Origin of the sequence: Vibrio hepatarius (genome assembly GCF_001274785.1) — a bacterium.
Lineage (GTDB): Bacteria > Pseudomonadota > Gammaproteobacteria > Enterobacterales > Vibrionaceae > Vibrio > Vibrio hepatarius.
Map to the genome: position 1 here is coordinate 56718 of NZ_LHPI01000020.1, position 20747 is coordinate 77464.

The 20747-nt window shown below is 46.4% G+C and carries 20 protein-coding genes; 11 read left to right on the forward strand and 9 right to left on the reverse strand.

All coding sequences use genetic code 11. The features are described 5' to 3' along the window. The gene (locus AKJ31_RS18615) at positions 1–738 is read right to left on the reverse strand and encodes an RluA family pseudouridine synthase (RefSeq protein ID WP_053410574.1); all 738 of its coding nucleotides are present in this window, start codon (positions 736–738) and stop codon (positions 1–3) included. Positions 739–816: 78 nt separating this feature from the next. After that, a complete protein-coding gene (gene rapA, locus AKJ31_RS18620) occupies positions 817–3726 on the reverse strand; it encodes an RNA polymerase-associated protein RapA (protein ID WP_053410575.1) in 2910 nt (969 codons plus the stop codon). Positions 3727–4218: 492 nt separating this feature from the next. Between rapA and AKJ31_RS18625 the strand changes: the two genes are divergently transcribed. From AKJ31_RS18625 to AKJ31_RS18645, 5 genes are all read left to right on the forward strand, one after another. Then, complete coding sequence (locus AKJ31_RS18625) at positions 4219–5595, forward strand: PhoH family protein (protein ID WP_053410576.1); 1377 nt, start codon at positions 4219–4221, stop codon at positions 5593–5595. A 119-nt stretch (positions 5596–5714) separates the two neighbouring features. Next, complete coding sequence (locus tag AKJ31_RS18630) at positions 5715–6719, forward strand: ornithine carbamoyltransferase (protein WP_053410577.1); 1005 nt, start codon at positions 5715–5717, stop codon at positions 6717–6719. A 255-nt stretch (positions 6720–6974) separates the two neighbouring features. Continuing rightward, the gene (pyrB, locus tag AKJ31_RS18635) at positions 6975–7904 is read left to right on the forward strand and encodes an aspartate carbamoyltransferase (protein ID WP_053410578.1); all 930 of its coding nucleotides are present in this window, start codon (positions 6975–6977) and stop codon (positions 7902–7904) included. Between the two features lie 17 nt (positions 7905–7921). After that, entirely contained in the window at positions 7922–8383 is a 462-nt protein-coding gene (pyrI, locus tag AKJ31_RS18640; protein ID WP_053410579.1) for an aspartate carbamoyltransferase regulatory subunit, read from the forward strand. 124 nt (positions 8384–8507) lie between these two features. Further along, the gene (locus tag AKJ31_RS18645; protein ID WP_053410580.1) at positions 8508–8897 is read left to right on the forward strand and encodes a RidA family protein; all 390 of its coding nucleotides are present in this window, start codon (positions 8508–8510) and stop codon (positions 8895–8897) included. 66 nt (positions 8898–8963) lie between these two features. On the opposite strand, the gene AKJ31_RS18650 is transcribed toward AKJ31_RS18645, so the two are convergent. Further along, complete coding sequence (locus AKJ31_RS18650; protein ID WP_053410581.1) at positions 8964–9155, reverse strand: hypothetical protein; 192 nt, start codon at positions 9153–9155, stop codon at positions 8964–8966. A 102-nt stretch (positions 9156–9257) separates the two neighbouring features. Continuing rightward, the gene (mdh, locus tag AKJ31_RS18655; RefSeq protein ID WP_053410582.1) at positions 9258–10190 is read right to left on the reverse strand and encodes a malate dehydrogenase; all 933 of its coding nucleotides are present in this window, start codon (positions 10188–10190) and stop codon (positions 9258–9260) included. Positions 10191–10602: 412 nt separating this feature from the next. On the opposite strand from mdh, the gene argR reads away from it, so the two are divergent. The 5 genes from argR (at position 10603) to AKJ31_RS18680 (ending at position 16251) form a co-directional block, all read left to right on the forward strand. Beyond that, positions 10603–11073 carry a transcriptional regulator ArgR gene (gene argR, locus AKJ31_RS18660; RefSeq protein ID WP_053410583.1) on the forward strand — a complete coding sequence of 157 codons (471 nt, stop codon included), beginning with the start codon at positions 10603–10605 and terminating at the stop codon, positions 11071–11073. 333 nt (positions 11074–11406) lie between these two features. After that, positions 11407–12375, forward strand: coding sequence for a TAXI family TRAP transporter solute-binding subunit (locus AKJ31_RS18665; RefSeq protein ID WP_053410584.1), 969 nt, complete (start codon positions 11407–11409; stop codon positions 12373–12375). A gap of 225 nt (positions 12376–12600) precedes the next feature. Beyond that, the gene (locus AKJ31_RS18670; protein WP_053410585.1) at positions 12601–15180 is read left to right on the forward strand and encodes a TRAP transporter permease; all 2580 of its coding nucleotides are present in this window, start codon (positions 12601–12603) and stop codon (positions 15178–15180) included. A gap of 92 nt (positions 15181–15272) precedes the next feature. Then, positions 15273–15710, forward strand: a complete 438-nt coding sequence (locus AKJ31_RS18675) for a universal stress protein (RefSeq protein WP_053410586.1) — start codon at positions 15273–15275, stop codon at positions 15708–15710. 145 nt (positions 15711–15855) lie between these two features. Then, a complete protein-coding gene (locus AKJ31_RS18680) occupies positions 15856–16251 on the forward strand; it encodes a DUF2061 domain-containing protein (RefSeq protein ID WP_053410587.1) in 396 nt (131 codons plus the stop codon). On the opposite strand, the gene AKJ31_RS18685 is transcribed toward AKJ31_RS18680, so the two are convergent. The 5 genes from AKJ31_RS18685 to AKJ31_RS18705 form a co-directional block, all read right to left on the reverse strand. Next, positions 16248–17048, reverse strand: a complete 801-nt coding sequence (locus AKJ31_RS18685; protein ID WP_053410588.1) for a glycosyl hydrolase 2 galactose-binding domain-containing protein — start codon at positions 17046–17048, stop codon at positions 16248–16250. The two genes, AKJ31_RS18680 and AKJ31_RS18685, sit on opposite strands and share 4 nt — an antisense overlap. A gap of 688 nt (positions 17049–17736) precedes the next feature. Then, entirely contained in the window at positions 17737–18093 is a 357-nt protein-coding gene (locus AKJ31_RS18690; protein WP_053410589.1) for an HVO_A0114 family putative DNA-binding protein, read from the reverse strand. A gap of 121 nt (positions 18094–18214) precedes the next feature. After that, positions 18215–18418, reverse strand: a complete 204-nt coding sequence (locus AKJ31_RS18695; protein WP_000852434.1) for a hypothetical protein — start codon at positions 18416–18418, stop codon at positions 18215–18217. A 61-nt stretch (positions 18419–18479) separates the two neighbouring features. Further along, the gene (locus AKJ31_RS18700; protein ID WP_245639074.1) at positions 18480–19787 is read right to left on the reverse strand and encodes a HipA domain-containing protein; all 1308 of its coding nucleotides are present in this window, start codon (positions 19785–19787) and stop codon (positions 18480–18482) included. 1 nt (position 19788) lies between these two features. Continuing rightward, complete coding sequence (locus AKJ31_RS18705) at positions 19789–20328, reverse strand: hypothetical protein (RefSeq protein ID WP_053410591.1); 540 nt, start codon at positions 20326–20328, stop codon at positions 19789–19791. Between the two features lie 106 nt (positions 20329–20434). Between AKJ31_RS18705 and AKJ31_RS18710 the strand changes: the two genes are divergently transcribed. After that, on the forward strand, positions 20435–20644 hold the full coding sequence (locus tag AKJ31_RS18710; protein WP_001035409.1) for a helix-turn-helix domain-containing protein: 210 nt from the start codon (positions 20435–20437) through the stop codon (positions 20642–20644). Positions 20645–20747: the final 103 nt, after the last annotated feature.

A 20747-nucleotide genomic window follows, 5' to 3' on the forward strand; every position in this document is an offset into this window, starting at 1 on the left:
TTATGGTCTTGGCAGCGTTTTGTAATCCGGTAATTTTCGCACAGGATCAAAATAGTTAAAGATCATCTCTTCCGCTTCAGGATAGAAGTCACAAGGAACGAAGATACTGCGTAACCAATGGCTGCGGGGATGATAGAAACTCAGCTCCGCTGCATGCAGTTCCAAACGATCAGAAAACTGGAACGCCTCCCCTTCCGAATAGAACTCATCGCCGACAATCGGGTGACCGAGCGCTTGCATGTGTACTCGCAACTGATGAGAGCGTCCCGTGATCGGCAATAAGCGAACAATGGTGGTTTTCTCTTCTCGCTTCGCGACCTGGAACAACGTCTTTGACGGCTTGCCGTCTTCAAAGCAAACTTTTTGTTTAGGACGATTCGGCCAATCACAAATGAGCGGCAATTCAATCACACCTTCGTCTTGCTCAAGCTGTCCCCATACTCTGGCGTAATAAACTTTGTGGGTTAAACGAAACTGGAACTGCTTCTTCAACGCACTTTCCGCGTGTTTGCTTTTCGCCAGAAGCATTAAGCCAGAGGTACACATATCCAAACGGTGCACCACCTGAATTTCTGGGTAGGTTTCTTGTAGTCGCGACCACATGCTGTCGTGGTGCTCAGGCGCACGACCAGGTACAGACAACAGTCCCGACGGTTTATTCACCGCTAAGATATGATCGTCTTCAAACACAATATCAACCCAAGGATCGGTCGGTGGGTTGTACTCTAGCATTGCCATGGATTGGTTCCGATTGAGGTTTTCGAGACTGCTCGCCGCCTTACCCAATCGGTAAGGCGGACAAGATCTGAGTCTAAGTTAGTTGTGCGAGACAACAATCATACGCAGCGAATCAAGCTGGTATTGAGCTTGACCGATATAACCCGTCAGCTCTTTGATTTGCTCATCAATCGCTTCAATTTCTTCGTCACGGATGTTCGGGTTGACCGCTTTCAGCGCCTGTAGACGCTCTAACTCTGCATTCAGGCTAGATTGCATCTCTTTCTGCGCTTGCTCGCGAATCGCCGCGACTTTCTCAACGATCAGTGTGTCGCCCGCGGTAATCATTTGATGAACCTGAGCTTGTACCGACGCCACAAGCTTAGTCGCAATATGGCGACCGACTGGACTCAACTGACGGTTAAAACTGTCGAATTCAACTTGTGATGATAAGTCATTGCCTTTGCCGTCTAACATCAAACGAATTGGTGTGGTTGGCAAGAAGCGACTGATACCACTGCGTTTCGGCGCTTGTGCGTCTACTTTGTAGATCAGCTCAAGTAGCATGGTGCCAACAGGTAACGCTTTGTTTTTCAGTAGAGAAACCGCGGTTGTACCGACACCTTCACTCATCAGAAGGTCGATACCACCTTGGATCATCGGGTGTTCCCAACTGATAAAGTGCATGTCTTCACGTGATAGCGCAGTTTCACGGTCAAAAGTGATCGTCGCACCTTCGTACGGCAGACCTGGGTAACTCGGCACCATCATATGTTCTGACGGAGTAACAACCAGCGCATTTTCACCTTTGTCGTCTTGGTTGAGACCAATCGTGTCAAACAGGCTCAGCGCGAAGGTTACCAAATTGGTATCACCATCGGTTGCGGCAATCTTTTCAACGATCGCTTGCGCTTTTTCACCGCCGTTCGAGTGCATCTCCAGCAGACGGTCTCGACCTTGTTCTAGCTGCGCTTTAAGCTCTTTGTTCATAGCGGCAGACTCGGCAATCACCTCGTCTAACTCGCTGGTATCGCCTGAGCCAAGCATTTCAATCAGACGGTCGGCGTATTTGTCGTATACCGCGCGACCAGTCGGACAGGTTTCGGCAAACGCATTCAGACCTTCGTCAAACCAACGCGCTAGGATCGCTTGTGACGTACCCTGCAGATAAGGAACGTGGATATCGATATCGCGATTTTGACCAATACGGTCCAAACGGCCGATACGCTGCTCAAGCAAGTCAGGGTTGAACGGCAGATCGAACATCACCAACTGGTTAGCAAACTGGAAGTTACGTCCTTCAGAGCCAATTTCGCTACAGATGAGAACCTGTGCACCGCCCTCTTCCTGAGCAAAATAAGCCGCCGCTTTGTCGCGCTCTAGAATCGACATTCCTTCGTGGAATACCGTTGCACGGATACCTTCACGCTCACGCAGCGCTTGTTCTAGTTGCAGCGCCGTACTCGCGCGCGACGCAATCACTAAGATCTTCTCGCTACGCTTATCTTTAATCTTTTCCAGCAACCAGTTCACGCGGCTATCGAACTGCCACCAGCTTGCGTCATCGCCTTCAAACTCTTGGAAGATCTCTTCCGGGTAAAGATTCTTCATCGCACGAGCTTCAGCGCTGATCTTGCCGCCAATCATACCCGAGACACGCATTGATGTGGTGTATTGCTGTGGGATTGGCATCGGGACTAGGTTTACGTTACGCGTTGGGAAACCTTTGATCGCCGCGCGAGTGTTACGGAACAATACGCGTCCAGTACCGTGACGGTCCATTAAGTTATCAATCAACTCTTGGCGTGCCGCCGCTTTTTCTTCTTCGTCGCTGTCGCTCTCAATAATACGGAACAGAGGTTCAACGTCTTGCTCTGACAGCAGCTCAGTGATCTGGTTTTTGGCTTCATTTTCCAGCTTGTTACCTGAGAACAACGCGCTGACCGAATCAGCAACTGGCGCATATTGCTCTTCTTCTTTGACAAACTCTTGGTAATCAAAGAAGCGGTCTGAATCAAGAAGACGTAAACGGGCAAAATGGCTTTCACGGCCAAGCTGTTCTGGAGTTGCGGTGAGCAGCAATACGCCAGGAGTACGTTCCGCCAAGCCTTCAATCACTTGATATTCACGGCTTGGATTTTCAGGACTCCACTCAAGGTGATGCGCTTCATCGACCACCAACAGGTCCCACTCGCCTTCTAACGCTTGTTCAAAACGCTTACGGCTCTTGCGCAGGAAATCGAGTGAACACAGCACGTATTGCTGAGTATCAAATGGGTTTTCAGAATCAGCATACGCTTCGATACAGCGTTCTTCGTCGAAGATAGAGAAATGCAGGTTGAAACGACGCATCATTTCCACCAGCCATTGGTGCTGCAACGTTTCTGGGACCACAATCAGGATACGCTCAGCACGGCCTGCCAGCACTTGCTGGTGGATGATCATGCCCGCTTCGATGGTCTTACCGAGACCAACTTCATCCGCAAGCAGTACGCGTGGCGCATGACGACGGCCAACTTCATGCGCAATGTATAGCTGGTGAGGAATCAAACCGGCACGCATACCACACAGGCCACGCATTGGGCTCTTGTGCTGTTCGTATTGGTTCATCAGTGCGCGGTAACGCAGCACGAAGTTGTCCATGCGGTCGATTTGACCCGCGAACAATTTATCTTGTGGCTTATTAAAACGAATTTGGTTGCTCAGCATGATTTCACGCAGCTCAACCTCTTGTTCACCGGTATCTTCACGCGTACCGATGTAAGTAAACAGGCCTTGCTCTTCGATGACTTGTTCAACTTTTAGTGACCAACCTTGCTGGCAATCAATCACGTCACCAGTATTAAAAGTCACTCGGGTTACAGGCGCATCAGTTCGAGCGTAAACTCGGTTTTCTTCAGAAGCTGCAAACATTAACGTCACAGTACGAGCATCCAATGCTACAACAGTTCCTAAACCTAGATCGCTCTCTGTATCGCTGATCCAGCGCTGGCCCAAAGCAAAAGTCATGAATCGACTACCTCACCTGTTTTAATTCGAAAAATGGGTCTATTTATCTTAGCTGTTCTGACGTGACTTAAAAGGCGTCTAACGGGGAAAATGTGTCAGCGGCCACGCAGAAAAAGGCCGCTAATCTTACTCGAAGCTGTGATATTGGTCACGCACAAAGACCTCAAAAATCAACAAATTTTTGTCGACCTTTTGCATGACATCAAATTGTAAGAAAACAGTGGCACATCTAAAAGGGAGAGTTGAAAATTTGATTTATAATCTTAGTGACAGACAGTCATTGCTCGACGATTGAAACGCTCAGCGATGACTGCTGTTAAGGATGAAGATCAACACGGGTTTGCAGCAATGTCGTCGAACCACTCGATCCCCATTTGGGATATCCGATCGCCAAGATAAGATGTCGTCGGCTACATTCTGCAAGCAAGCGCAGTTAGGCCCTTCATTTTGAGTATGAAGGCGAGCACGCCGCACACGGCAAAGGAGACGCTTATGGGCGACACGGATCGAAAACTATTCGTCCTCGACACCAATATCCTTCTTCACGAACCTTTAGCTATCTACTCCTTCCAAGAGCACGACGTAGTTGTCCCCATGACAGTGCTTGAAGAACTTGACCGAATCAAAGACAGTAAACGCGACGTAGCCCGCGATGCACGAGTTGCCATCCGCGCGCTTGAAGCGCTTTTCAAAGAAGCGACCCCCGATGAAATTTCCGAGGGTATCCCGATTAACCGTGACAAAGAACAAACAGGGCATATCTCTATTCTTGCCGACTTCGAGTTGCAAGAGACCGTTAAAGCCTTTGCCGATAAAGCAGGCGATAACCGTATTCTCAATGCCGTTCTTTACCTACAAAACAAACGCGCGCCGCGCGAAGTGGTACTGATCACCAAAGACATCAACATGCGCTTGCGTGCCAAAGGCGCGGGAGTTCGTTTTGTTGAAGACTACCGAACCGACCAACTGATCGACGACGTTCAATACCTGACTAAAGGTTTCCAGCAAGTGGAAGGTGACTTCTGGAGCAACGTCGAACAAGTTGAAACTAAAAACCTCGCCGGACGCACCTACCATATTCTTGACCGAAAGCCGTTCGAACCCACTTACATCAACCAGTACGTGATTGATGAGCATAGTGATTTTGCCGGCCGAGTTGAAGAAATTACCCCGGAAAAAATCACGCTCAAAGACCTTAGCCGCGAGCGCATGATGCACCGCCGCGCTTGGGACATTACGCCAAAAAACATTTACCAAGGCATGGCGATGGACGCCCTACTGGATCCCGAAATCGACTTAGTGATCTTAACGGGTGCCGCCGGTAGCGGTAAGACGTTGCTCGCGATGGCTGCGGCGTTAGAACAAACCATCGAACGTAAGATGTTCGACAAGATCATCGTTACGCGAAATACGCCTGATATTGGCGAATCGATCGGTTTCTTACCGGGTACGGAAGAAGAGAAAATGATGCCGTGGTTGGCAGCGGTGACGGATACGCTGGAAGCACTGCACAAAAACGATCACTGCACCGAAGGCTCGCTCAAGTACATTTGCGATAAAGCCAATATCCAGTTCAAATCGATCAACTTTATGCGCGGCCGCTCGATCCAAAATGCGTTCGTCTTGCTCGATGAATGTCAGAACCTCACCGCCTCACAGATCAAAACCATCATCACCCGCTGCGGTGAAGGGACGAAGATCGTCTGCTCGGGGAACTTGGCGCAGATTGACTCCCACTACCTCACCCCAGTGACGTCGGGTTTAACCTACATGGTTGAGCGCTTTAAAAACTTTGAAGGCAGCGCCAACATCCACCTCAACGGCGTAGTTCGCAGTCGCTTGGCTGAGTTCGCTGAAGAGAATTTATAGTCACTCCTGGTGAGATATAATTCATGTCTCACCATCATTTCAAAATAAATATTCACAAATACAGTTTAAATATGTTTAACTATCTCCATTAAATGAATGAACATTCAAGGACTGGAGCAATGGCTTTTAACCTACGTAACCGCAACTTTCTTAAGCTACTCGATTTCACCCCAAAAGAGATCCAATTCTTGCTCGATCTGTCTGCTGATCTGAAGAAGGCAAAATACGCCGGTACAGAACAGAAAAAGCTGGTCGGCAAGAACATCGCTCTGATCTTTGAAAAAGCCTCTACCCGTACACGCTGTGCGTTTGAAGTTGCCGCTTTTGACCAAGGCGCGCAGGTGTCTTACATCGGCCCTTCTGGCTCGCAGATCGGCCACAAAGAATCGATGAAAGATACCGCTCGCGTACTGGGCAGAATGTACGATGGGATTGAATACCGTGGCTTTGGCCAAGAGATCGTTGAAGAGCTCGGCGCGCACGCTGGCGTACCAGTATGGAATGGCCTAACCGACGAGTTTCACCCAACCCAGATTCTGGCAGACTTCTTAACCATGTTAGAGCATGGCCGTGGCAAACTGCTGCACCAAATCAAGTTCGCGTACCTTGGCGATGCGCGTAACAATATGGGCAACTCGCTGATGGTTGGCGCTGCGAAAATGGGCATGGATATTCGCCTAGTCGCGCCTAAAGCCTACTGGCCAGAAGATGAATTAGTCGCTGAGTGCCGTGAGATCGCAAAACACACTGGCGCGAAAATCACGCTGACCGAAAGCGTCGAAGAAGGTGTCAAAGAGTGTGATTTCTTATACACCGACGTTTGGGTTTCCATGGGCGAAGCGCCAGAAGCGTGGGATGAGCGCGTTGCGATGATGACACCTTATCAAGTCAACATGGATGTGATCGCGAAAACGGGGAACCCTCAAGTGAAGTTCATGCACTGTCTACCGGCATTCCATAACGATGAAACCACCATTGGTAAAGAAGTGGCGGACAAATACGGTATGAAAGGCCTAGAGGTAACCGAAGAAGTGTTTGAATCTGAGCACTCTATTGTGTTCGACGAAGCCGAAAACCGTATGCATACCATTAAAGCCGTGATGGTTGCCACACTCGGTGCGTAAGCAAGCCAAAATTTGCAGATCAAAGCCGCGATGTAATCGCTTGCGTTGGCAAAAGTTAGGCGTATAATGCTCCGCAATTTGTCTGGAGATAGAGAAAAAAATGCCACGTAATTCGTGTTCTACACAACGTATTACACTGGGTAAGCGAAAATGCTTACCGGCCTTAGTTTTTTCTATTTCTACCGATTTTAAAAGCCTCCCGTAATGGGAGGCTTTTTTATTGCCTAAAATTCGTACTCAGATGGGAAGATGACTATGACAAACTCGCTTTACAACAAGCACATTATCTCGATTCCTGAGCTGTCGCGTGACGAGCTGGAATTGATTGTCAAAACTGCTGGTGAACTGAAAGCCGAACCAAACCCGGATCTGATCAAGAACAAAGTGATCGCGAGCTGTTTCTTTGAACCTTCAACCCGTACCCGCCTCTCTTTCGAAACCGCGATTCAGCGCATCGGTGGTGACGTTATCGGCTTCGACAACGGTGGTAACACTTCATTGGCGAAGAAAGGGGAAACACTGGCGGACTCGGTTCAAGTTATCTCGTCATACGTAGATGCGTTCGTCATGCGTCACCCACAAGAAGGCGCGGCGCGTCTGGCCTCTGAGTTCTCTAACGGTACACCCGTTATCAACGCGGGTGATGGTGCAAACCAACACCCAACGCAAACACTGTTAGACCTGTTCTCTATCGCGGAAACACAAGGCCGCTTAGACAACCTGAACGTTGCGTTTGTCGGCGACCTAAAATACGGTCGCACGGTACACTCACTGACTCAAGCACTGGCAAAATTCAACAATATCCGCTTCTTCTTCGTCGCTCCTGAAGCTTTAGCAATGCCAGACTACATCTGTGAAGAGTTGGATGACGCTGGCATCGAATACAGCTTGCACACCGACATGGAAAGCGTCATTCCTGAGCTTGACGTGCTGTACATGACGCGCGTACAAAAAGAGCGCTTTGACGAATCTGAGTACGCGCACATCAAATCGGCGTATATCCTAACAGCCGCGATGCTGGAAGGCGCGCGTGAAAACCTTAAGGTGCTGCATCCGCTTCCACGTGTTGATGAAATCACCGTTGATGTCGACAAAACACCACACGCTTACTACTTCCAACAGGCTGAAAACGGCGTGTATGCGCGTGAAGCTCTGCTGGCACTAGTTCTGAACCAATCACTGTAATCGAGGGAGAAACGAAGATGACTAAAGAAACTCAATTGCAGGTAGAAGCAATCAAAAACGGCACAGTAATCGACCATATCCCAGCGCAAATCGGGATTAAAGTTCTAAAACTGTTCTCTATGCATAAGTCAGAGCAGCGCGTCACCGTTGGTCTAAACCTGCCTTCATCAGCGCTTGGTCACAAAGACTTATTGAAGATTGAGAATGTTTTCATCAGTGAAGAGCAAGCGAACAAACTGGCACTTTACGCGCCTCACGCGACGGTTAACCAGATTGAAAACTACCAAGTAGTGAAGAAGCTAGCGCTTGAACTGCCAGAGCAAATCAACAACGTGTTTGAGTGTCCGAACACCAACTGTATCTCGCACAACGAGCCAGTAGAAAGCAGCTTTAAGATCTTTGAAAAGAAAGAAGATATCCGCTTGAAATGCAAATATTGCGAGAAAGTTTTCTCCCGCGAAATCGTCACTGAGCGATAGATTCGTCTGCTAATAATTAAAGTCTAGCCCCACGTTTTTATCGTGGGGTTTTCTCTTTACCTAGCAGCGCTTTCAGGGCAAACTGACTACTCTTTATCCCTAATAATATAGATGGAACATTATAATGACTAAAGTACTTCACACAGAATCTGCACCTGCAGCAATCGGCCCATACATCCAAGGCGTAGACCTAGGCAACATGGTACTGACTTCAGGCCAAATCCCAGTAAACCCAGCAACTGGTGAAGTATCAGCGGATATCGCGGAACAAGCTCGTCAATCACTAGACAACGTGAAAGCGGTTGTTGAAGCATCTGGTCTTACGGTTGCTGATATCGTGAAACTAACTGTATTCGTTAAAGACCTAAACGACTTCGGTACAGTGAACGAAGTTTACGGTAAGTTCTTCGACGAGCACAATGTCGCTCACTACCCAGCACGCTCTTGTGTAGAAGTTGCTCGTCTACCTAAAGATGTGGGTATCGAAATCGAAGCGATCGCTGTTCGCAAATAACAGCAAGGTTGTCAGCCTTTAAAAAAGCGAGCTATTGGCTCGCTTTTTTGAGCGCTCTATTCAGGCTCAGTAGTACTTATCACAACCGCTGTGCAGCTGAGGCTCTTCATATAACTCACTCGCTTCCGCCGCAAACTGCTGCTGCGTTGCGCGGTCTTCTAACAACACAGTTTGCATTTGCTGGTCAACCACCAGCACTTTGCCGATGCCCTGCTCGCAACTCAGCCACATACCTTTCTCGATTTGGCTCAATTCCATATTTTCTCTCCTTTAACTAACGCCAATTTCTACGTAATCACGGACTGGAGAGATCAAAAAAGCCGACTCGAAAGCCGGCTTAGTTCAATCAGTTTTTTACGCTTACTTTGCGAAATCAACACCGATTTGGATGTCGCCGTTTAGCGTTTCTAGCATGCCGTCAAGCGCTGACTTCTCGTAGTCACTTAGAGGGCCGTAGCTTAGTACTTCTTCAACACCTTCTTTGCCTAGCTTCACTGGCTGTGCGAAGAATGGTGCGTGCTCGCCGCTACCTTCAACATATGCGTACTCAACGACTTCTTCACCTTGAAGAGCTTTAACTAGAGATAGACCAAAACGGCATGCCGCTTGACCCATTGAAAGCGTCGCACTACCGCCACCCGCTTTCGCTTCAACCACTTCAGTACCCGCGTTCTGGATACGCTTAGTTAGAGCTTCTACTTCTTCCGCTGTGAACTCAACGCCTTCAACTTGAGATAGTAGTGGCAGGATAGTTACGCCAGAGTGACCACCGATAACAGGAACGCGTACGTCACCTGGATCTTTTGATTTAAGGTCTGCAACGAAAGTTTCAGAACGGATAACGTCTAGCGTTGTTACACCGAATAGGCGACGCTTGTCGTAAACGCCTGCTTTCTTCAGTACTTCAGCCGCGATTGGCACAGTTGTGTTCACAGGGTTAGTGATGATACCAACAAGTGCTTTTGGACAAACCACAGCGATTCGTTCTGCTAGTGATTTTACGATGCCTGCGTTCACATTGAACAGGTCAGCACGGTCCATGCCTGGCTTACGCGCAACACCCGCAGAGATAAGAACCACGTCAGCACCTTCTAGTGCAGGCGTTGGGTCTTCACCCGCGTAACCTTTGATTGATACAGGCGTTGGGATGTGGCTTAGATCAGCTGCAACACCTGGAGTTACCGGCGCGATGTCATACAATGCTAGGTCTGAACCAGCAGGAAGACGGTTTTTCAGCAGTAGTGCTAGGGCTTGACCGATGCCACCAGCGGCACCAATAACGGCTACTTTCATTGTAGTTCTCCTTGAGATGACTCTCTTATATATACGTATCTTGTAGGGTTGGATATACCTGAGCAACCTCACCCTATTATGGCTATCTTGCCATTCTCTATTCACCTATGAGGTCACTTAGGTATAGAAAAATTTGAGCGTAACCAAGCTATAGCAATCACAAGCTGATTACAATCAATTAACGCCAGCTTTGCGACCTCGCGCAATCCAGCTAAAACGTGCTACACCCTTGCGCGACATATTACTGCCTTATCCTTTAATGACAACTATTTAACTGTGTTTCATATCACTAATTAAACGTAATTTTTCAGTGATACGTTAGACAGATTTGTCCTATCGTCATAGTAATGAATGCATAGCTATGCGAGAATATGCACTTGCTTTTTACAGAACTATTTGGTGAAAGAGAACCATGCGCCATTCAGAAAAACAAGACAACCTCGTCCGCGCCTTCAAAGCCCTATTGAAGGAAGAACGCTTCGGCTCTCAAGGGGATATCGTAGAAGCTCTGAAAAATGAAGGCTTTGAGAATATCAACCAATCAAAAGTTTCACGTATGCTGACCAAGTTTGGTGCGGTTCGTACACGAAATGCCAAAATGGAAATGGTTTACTGCCTTCCTGCGGAATTGGGTGTCCCGACAGTATCAAGTTCACTTCGCGAGTTGGTACTGGATATCGACCACAACAACGCGGTTGTTGTGATTCATACTGGCCCTGGTGCAGCACAATTGATTGCTCGCCTATTGGACTCTTTAGGTAAGTCAGAAGGTATTCTTGGTGTGGTTGCTGGTGATGATACGATTTTCATTACTCCAACCCTATCAGTTACCACAGAGCAATTATTCCGTTCAGTGTGCGAACTCTTTGAATATACTGGATAGTTTCCAGTTTAAGTCAGTAAATTTGAATCACGCCGCCAATTTTATGGCGTGATTCAGTTCACATCTTATGAAAATCACCTCTACACCAATAAGTTTCATAAACTTCTGATTTTTATCACCTTTAGCTCAAAATCTTCATTTTACCGTCTAGGCGTTCTTCCCTATTTTTCACTACATTGATTAACAATCGTGTAATTATTTAGCGATTTTTTGGTATTATTCAGACACTTTTTCAACAAATGGATTGAAAAAGATGCCGTTTCCAATACTAGGAAACTCCCGAAGCAACTACACTTGCCTTAGGGTTAATAATGAATAAAGGAAGGGAAATTCATGGCATTTAACAAACTTATCAAAGTTGGCGCTATTGCAGCAGCGGTAATGGGCGCTGGCGCAGTTAACGCTCAGGAATTCATCACTATTGGTACGGGCTCTGTAACAGGTGTTTATTACCCAACTGGTGGTGCAATTTGTAAGCTGGTTAACAAAGGCCGTAAAGACCACAACATTCGTTGTTCAGTGGAATCTACTGGTGGTTCAATCTACAACGTCAACACTATCCGTGCGGGCGAGCTAGATTTCGGTATCGTGCAGTCAGATTGGCAATACCACGGTTACAACGGCACAAGTAAGTTTGAAGAACAAGGTCCGTACAAAAAACTACGTGCAATGTTCTCTCTTCACACTGAACCTTTCAACATCATCGCACGTAGCGATGCTGGCATTGAGAACGTAACAGACCTAGCAGGTAAGCGCGTAAACATCGGTAACCCAGGCTCTGGTGACCGTGCGACCATGGGTGTTGTTATGGAAGCGATGGGTTGGACAAACGACAGCTTCAAACTAGCGTCAGAGCTAAAAGGCTCAGAGCGTTCTCAAGCACTGTGTGATAACAAGATCGACGCGTTCGTGTACGTGGTTGGCCATCCAAACGGATCAATCAAAGAAGCGACAACATCATGTGATGCGAAGCTAGTATCAGCATCTGGCCCTAAGATCGACGAGATCGTATCTAACAACCCTTACTACGCGTACAGCACAGTACCTGCAGGTATGTACCGCGGTACAGATAAAGACGTAAACAGCTTTGGTGTTGCTGCAACTATGGTAACCACTAGCGATGTATCTGACGACGTGGCGTACAACGTAGCAAAAGCGGTATTCGAAAACTTCGATACGTTTAAGCGTCTTCACCCTGCATTCGCAAACTTGAAAAAAGAAGACATGGTGAAAGCTGGTCTTTCAATCCCTCTACACCCAGGTGCAGAGAAGTACTACAAAGAAGTTGGCCTACTTAAGTAAGCGTTCTTTGTTCTGGGGAGGTGTTAGCCTCCCCAGTCATTCTCGGTGACTTTTTCTTTACTGACACCATGTTTAGAGTTTCACATTTTTGAAACTCGTCTCCGTTTTATACCTAAGAAAATCAAACGACTGAGCAATATTTCATCTTTTCGCTACACTGAAAGATGTTAAATAACGGTTCACAAAACAAAAACAATCGAACCACATATAACAAGGATAAAGTACATGTCGAAGACAACATCTCCGTCTCAAGATGTGCAAGATATGGTCGCTCAAGCCGATACAGGTGCTCGTGCCCCGCAAGGGATTCCCGGTCGCATCCTTTGGTTTGTGCCACTATGCTGGTCACTATTCCAACTTTGGTACGCATCCCCTCTACCTTTTATTTTTGACTTTGGCGTACTCAATGACACGGAAGCGCGTTCAATACACCTAATGTTTGCTGTATTTCTTGCGTTTACCGCTTACCCAGCACTGAAGCATTCTCCACGAGACCGCATTCCTGCTCTAGATTGGTTACTTGCGTTAGCCGGTAGTTTCTCTGCCGCCTACATCTATCTGTTTTATACCGAACTCGCTGGACGTTCAGGTGCGCCAACAACGCCTGACATCGTAGTGTCAGTTGTCGGTATGCTCTTGCTTCTTGAAGCGACTCGACGTGCCTTAGGCCCACCATTGATGGTGGTTGCTGCCGTCTTCCTGCTTTACACTTTTGGCGGTCCTTACATGCCAGACGTGATCGCGCACAAAGGGGCAAGTCTGAACAAAGCCATGTCTCACCTTTGGCTAACAACCGAAGGCGTATTTGGTGTTGCACTTGGCGTATCAACCTCATTTGTATTCTTGTTTGTACTATTCGGCGCGATGCTCGAACGTGCGGGCGCAGGTGCTTACTTCATCAAGGTGGCTTTCTCTTTACTTGGTCACATGCGTGGTGGTCCGGCAAAAGCGGCAGTTGTTGCGTCTGGCCTTTCTGGCCTAGTGTCTGGTTCATCAATCGCGAACGTGGTTACCACGGGTACCTTTACTATTCCGTTGATGAAACGCGTTGGCTTTCCGGGCACCAAAGCAGGTGCTGTTGAGGTTGCCGCATCGACCAACGGTCAGCTTACACCGCCTATCATGGGTGCCGCCGCTTTCTTGATGGTTGAATACGTAGGTATCTCTTACGTTGAAGTTATCAAAGCCGCACTACTCCCTGCGCTTATTTCCTACATCGCCCTGATTTACATCGTTCACTTAGAAGCATGTAAAGCAGGTATGGAAGGGCTGCCTCGTCGCCACAACCCGACTCTGGTACAGAGCCTATTGTCGTTTACTGGCACCATCTTAGGTCTGTGCGTAATCAGTGCCGTTGTCTACTACGGTGTGGGTTGGACAAAAGATGTATTCGGCGCAGCAGCGACCCCAATCGTGACGGTTGCTTTGCTGATCGCGTATGTTGCACTGGTCAGCGTCTCGGCGCGTCACGCGAAAGATGGCGAAATTGAAATTGATGCAGAACTCAATGAAGTTCCAGATCCAGGTCCAACCATCAAGTCGGGCTTACACTACCTACTACCAATCGTTGTTCTGGTTTGGTGTTTGACGGTTGAACGCTTCTCACCTGGCCTATCTGCATTCTGGGCAACGGTGTTTATGATCTTCATCTTGATCACCCAGCGTCCGCTTATCGCTATCTTGTCGAAGCAAGGTGATCTGGTAGAACAAACTAAAGTTGGATTTATTGATCTTGCCGAGAGTCTTGTTGCGGGTGCGCGTAATATGATCGGTATCGGCGTTGCTACGGCGGCGGCGGGTACGGTCGTAGGTGTGGTGACTCTGACAGGTATCGGTTTGGTTATGACCGACTTTGTCGAGTTCATTTCCGGTGGTAGCGTGATCCTAATGTTGCTGTTTACCGCAGTGATCAGTTTGATCTTGGGCATGGGTCTACCGACGACGGCGAACTACATCGTCGTATCCACCTTGATGGCTCCGGTTATCGTTACCTTGGGTGCTGAGCACGGTCTGATCATCCCATTGATCGCGGTCCACCTATTCGTGTTCTACTTCGGTATTTTGGCCGATGATACCCCACCAGTAGGTTTGGCCGCATTTGCAGCGGCGGCGATTGCCAAGTCGGATCCAATTCGTACTGGTATTCAGGGTTTCACTTACGATATACGAACCGCGATCCTGCCGTTTATGTTTATCTTTAACACCCAGCTACTCTTGATGGGCATAGACAGTTGGTGGCACTTAACGTTGACGGTGGTCTCCTCGGTGATTGCGATGCTGATATTCTCCGCCGCAACCCAAGGCTGGTGGTTTACCAAGAACAAGTGGTGGGAAACCGTTCTACTGCTAGTGCTGACGTTTACTTTCTTCCGTCCAGGTTACTGGTGGGACAAAATTTATCCAGCGACCATTCTTTACCCGGGTACAAGCGTGACTGAAATTGTAGAAGGCTTGAAGGTGGGTGAAGAGGTCGAACTGATGGTCGCAGGTGAAAACCTTGAAGGCGATTACAGCTCGAAGACCGTTCGCCTACCGTTCGATGATAGAGCGAAGACGGCTGAAGAGCGTATCTCTTCAATGGGTCTGATGCTAAACAACGAGAACGGTCGCATGCTGGTGGATATGGTCGAGTTTGGTAGCCCTGCAGAAGCTGCAGGTATCGATTTTGATTGGGAAATCCGTTCGGTGATCGTCGATTCAGACCGCCCAATGAAAGAATGGGTATTCGTTCCTGCGCTATTGATCTTGTTTGGCTTAGGGATGAACCAAAAACGCCGTATTCGCAAAGAGCAACAAGCCGCGTAATCAACAAGCTCCACCGTGGAGGTGGAGCTACACTTTAATCAGGATACATTTACTCAGCTCCTTAAAGAGAGCGTTGAATAAGAGACACAGCAATGTACAAACAAATCCTTGTACCAGTAGACCTGAACGATCAAGGCTTTTCCGACAAAGCACTAAAAACCGCCGTTTGGCATGCGAAACATTCCAACGCAAAACTGCACTTGCTCAATGTGCTTCCGGGTATTCATATGTCGATGGTCGCAACGTACTTCCCTAAAGACGCGGCGAAGAAAATGAAGCAAGATGTCGAGAAGCAACTGAAAAAGTTTGCCGTTGACCATATCCCAGAAGAAGTGGTTTACAGCATTAATGTGGCTGAGGGTAAGCCGTCTTCGACGATTCTTGAATACGCGGCAAAGTTGGGGGCTGACCTCATCGTGATGCCTAGCCATAAGCGTTCAAAGATCGACAAAGTGATTTTAGGCTCGGTTGCAAACAAGGTGGTGCAAAAGTCACCGATCAATGTCTTAGTCGTCAAACCACAAGGCTAGCCGATAGCTTTAATTGACTAAAAGGGCTCTTAGAGCCCTTTTTTAATCGGATATAACTATCAGTCTTATAGTTATATCCGTCTTTCTTAAATGCAAATAATTATCAATAATAGTTCTATCGAAACAACAACGGTTGGACTATCCCATGAAAAAGACCATCACATTTGCCGCAATACACTTCACAATTGCTTTCAGCGTGGCATACATTCTGACTGGTGATATTTTACTTGGCAGTCTGATTGCTATGATCGAACCAATGGTGAACACAGTGGCTTTCTACTTCCATGAACGCACTTGGCAAAGCCATACAAAACTTCGCTCTCTTGCAAACGCAACAGGGATCAAAACCACCAGCTTTGCTGTGATTCACTTTAGTGTTGCATTTGGTGTCGCGTACTTGATGACAGGCAGTTGGCTAGTCGGTGGTGTGATGGCGATGATTGAGCCAAGCATCAACACCATGGCGTTCTACTTCCACGAGAAAGTATGGCAGCGCAAACAAGCACAACACACCTGTGTATGGCACTGCGCACATGCTTAGATCGGAAAATGCGTAACGCAAAGGTCTTCACTGAGACCGATCTTGAAGCTCTGAACCTGTCCATCTAAACTCACTTCCAGTTGATAAAAATCAGCTGGATTTGGGTTTTCTGCGTCGATATAAACCGGCGCATCTACTTGGAATAGCGCACTAGCGTGGTTGTTTCTCACATCGATCGGTACGTGATACGTCATGCCATTAAATTTGACCGAAGCGGATACTAAGCCAGCGGATAATGTTTTGTAGTACAGCTCAACCATAAACTCACATCCACCACCGTGGTGCCAGATTTGCTCGGTTACGATGTGCTCTAAACGCATATGACGGATAAACTGCAGATACGGCTCTTTCCAGATACCGATTCGCTGATCAAAAACTTCCGGCTTTTGCTCTCCCAACGAGCAGATCTCAGCCAAGTCTTCGTCGAAAATCAGTCCTTCCTCTTCTTCAAGAAACAGGATTTCAAAGCGGTTACGACCAAGCTGCATGTACGGACGGATGTCTTTTTTGTACTCAGCTTGAGTGCCATCGCAATCAAACACAGCAATACCGTTAAGGCGCACTTCTGCGTGATAATCGACACCACCCAACACGAGGTCAACCGCAGGAAAAGCCAGCATCGCTTCGTCCACTTCGATGTCGTGCATCAGGTGCCATTCTTGTTCAGCGATGGTTTGTTCATCTAGCTCGGCAGGCAGTTTGTCACTTAGTGGGGCAGGAAATTCAATATCATCTTGAGGAATCGAAAGATCTGTCAGGGGAGAGATTTGCCAAAGGCCTGCTAAAGAAAGCTGCATAGAACGTCCATTGGTTTAATTGAGCTAGATCAAGTTTCGATTATAAAACAGTGCGCATGACAAAGATACAAAAATGCCAGTCGTAATGACTGGCATTCTAAATCAAGTTAGCGAGTTGAATTACGCTTCGTCTTCATCATCTTCTTCTGGATAAAGCGCGTCTTCACCACTGTACACCTCTACACTTTATTTATTTAAATTAGTATGAGAACGCTTTCTTAGAAAGACTTCTCACACTATTCTCACCTTTTTACTCAATTCAAGGTTGTAACTTATAAAAGGTGAGAATCTTTCCATTAGAATTCTCACCTTTTATCATTAACTGTGAAACTATGATGTATGACAAGCACTACTACAATGTGCACATCCATTGGCGTTATATCCCAGTTGGCGTGCTCGCGCTACTGCTGGTGCACAACTAGCATAATCTCCTAAATAAACACGATTATGCTCTGCGGGAGACCATGAACAGCTTAATGTATGAACCTCATTATCTCCATTAGGTTGTTTGTTTTTGTTTACATAGTATTTCATTTATTGCTTCCTTGATTATTGTGTTCGATATGCCAGCTTAAGCTAAAAAGCAACCTCGAAATGCGAACCAAGTTGCACACAATCAATCTAACAAAAATTATTGGAGTTTTGTTTGCATATACCATTTATATTGATGCTAATTAACAGTTCAAAGTTAAAGCAAACTGCCCATAACGATCTCGAACTTCGTAAACAACGCTATTGGTCGAGATTCCATTCCCCTCACATCCAGGCAAGCAAAGCCCTTAGATGAAAGAGCTTCGAAAGCATCAGTAACATCCTTGATACTGCGCCCACTCATTTCAGCAAGTTCATCAAGACTGTTTGGCTTCTCGCGAGCAATCAAATTCAACAGTTCAACATTTTCGTTAGACAACAGTTGTGAAAGCGCAGCCAGTGACTCAAACAAAAATTGAGGATAAGGTTCTTCAGACGTCACTTTTCCTTCTGCAATACGAATCATACGCTTACGAGCAAGCTCTTCTGATAGAATGCCGATTTTTGCTTCCATACCATCCTCACTCCTAATAGTCGCATCTAATTCTTTTTTCATTTCTTGGGAAGGAGCAATCAACAGAAGTGGTTCTCACACGAAGTTTCTGTTAAACCACGGATCTTTTCTTTTTCGCGCTTCATTGCTGGATACTCCCATTTTTTATTGACGCAATCACTTTTAATAAATCGGCCGTGATTGCTGAACATTTGTCATTCATAAAAAACGTTACTTCATCTCCAAATTTCATCGTTACGATACCGCTTTTATCGACACTTAACAGCGCGAAAGACTGCTTCAAGTCGAGAGTCGTGTTACTTCCATTGGTCGTGGTTTCAGCCATATTTCCCCTCACTGCTAACGAGTATGTTTACAACACGGGCAACCATTGTTACCCCAGATGTTTACTTAATTGTTCTGCTTAACTTTTCAACGATTTCAGTGGCATGTTGAAATATTGCATCCTTTACCAACGCAAACTCCTGTCCAGGGAATCTTTTGTCTATAGAACTCAGTGCGCTACTAAATTGAGCGAGAAAGTCATAGACGATTTCATGGCAGTTCGCATTGCTGATACCAAACTGACTCGCTGTCTGCTCTATATGCCGTAAGCAAATCTTGCTGATATGGTATTTGTATCCTCGTGATGCTTGCAGTCCCATTGCTAGTTTTAGCTTGCGCTTATTTAACCCTGTAGCACTGACAGCGGGGTAAGCTGATAGCAAATCGTAGAACGGTGCAAGTTGATAGTGTCCTCCAGGAGCAATATGCACGGAAAAGTTCTTGAGATGACCGTCAGTAGCACCAAGAAGACACTGTAAAATCATAAACTTAAAAAAGTTATGATTGTTCGTCTTACTTTGCGCAGAGAGACTTAAAACATCAACAATTTTGGAAACACCGAGGTTGTTCTCCGATTGATATTTTAGATGTTCAGGTACACCGAAAATCTGGCAGAAATCTTCTTGATGCCTACGAGTCACAACTCCATCACCAAAACATCGGTCGAACCGTTTTACTGCAAGGGCTTTAGCTCCTGATTCAGTCGTTATTACCTCCACATTAGGAACGTTAAAACCAAGTTCCTTCGCTATTTGCGTACAGATGAATTCATTCTCAATGCTGCTACTCATATCTAGCACAGAGTTACTTTGGGTAATAACATCCATCGGATACTTAACTATGTGACTACTGAACGCGGTTCCCTGTGGGACATACCACCTTCCATTTGTTTTCATCAGTGTGGTTTTTCTTTGTGTACCAGATACACATGGCCTGTAGTCACCAAAACATGGAAGAAATGACTTACGCTGAGTAACGAGTTCATTTAATTCACTTGCCGAGATCTCTCGATATTTCCCCCCTATATTTGGCGGCTCCCTACTCTCAGTAAATGAAATGCCGCCTGTGCAATCGTGACCAAATTTTGAGAGTAATGTGAATACATCGTTGGATTGCACACCGACCGAGTGAGCAAGGATTAATCGTTCCTCCATTAAATCAGGAAGAAGATTATTCATGAAATTCAATGCATTAAATGATGAATTTTCTCCCATCCTTAACGGTAGGCTCAACGAGATCGGAAAGGATGCATGATATGCTAACCATTGTTCAGAATATGAAAATGACAAGTTGTTCTTCGACCGTTGAACAAACTGCCCCACGAGCATGTTGTTATTTGTGGCATGTGCGTAAAGTATAGGATTGGACAAATTAGCTCCCACTTTCTACTGCATGTGCTGTGTTTTTGTAGAAGGTAATTGCGTTTTCTACTGCCTGCATTTCGGCTTTGAGATCCAATCTACGATTGTCGTACTCGGATATATACTCGTCTAAACACACCCGAAGTTCTGAGTGTTGAGTACACAAGCGATTGAAATGCTTCCATGTTCTTTTATGAAGAGAATAGGACTCTGACAGCTCTGACTGTTTATCTTGCAAAATCGTCAAGAGACTTTCTTTCTTGAGAGAAAGATAATTGGAATCCTCACTGTAATTATCGTAATCAACAACCTCCCAGTCGGTATGGTTAAACATAAAACCTTTGGAAAACAACTCATCTCCATGCTTATCGAAACCGCACGACAGGACTGCACCGATAAGCGACATTTCCTTCAATTTTTTTTCGACGTATTCATCCGATAAGTACTCTTTCTCATCACCGTCTAATGGAAACGACTTTAAGTCATTGGCAGAGAAATGTTCATTGTAATAAATGGCGAGAAATAACTCTTTTCTGATCTTTACCTTCATGTGTTCAAAAAACGGCCTTTATTGATGATTTTGAGGATTATAATCCGTGGAGTTATATGCCGCAACTGTGCAATTGTTCAACAAATTAATTTCATAAATAAAAAACATGAACAAGAAGCTTGCAGCACTTGTGGGCAAACGCATTGCAAAAATGAGGAAATCTAAAGGGTTAACTCAAGATAAACTCGCGTTGTTCGCAGAAATAGATAGAAGTTATGTAGGACGCATTGAGCGCGGTGAAGTCAATATCACGATTGAGAAGTTGTATGAAATTGCGGAGACCTTGGGCTGTGATGCCAAGGAGCTTCTCCCCTAAAACACGGTTAATTTTCATCAACCACGACAAACAATGTACATCTACTATGCAGTACGCTAGGCGTATGTTGCATATTACGGTAAAATTTCCCCACTAAATTTCG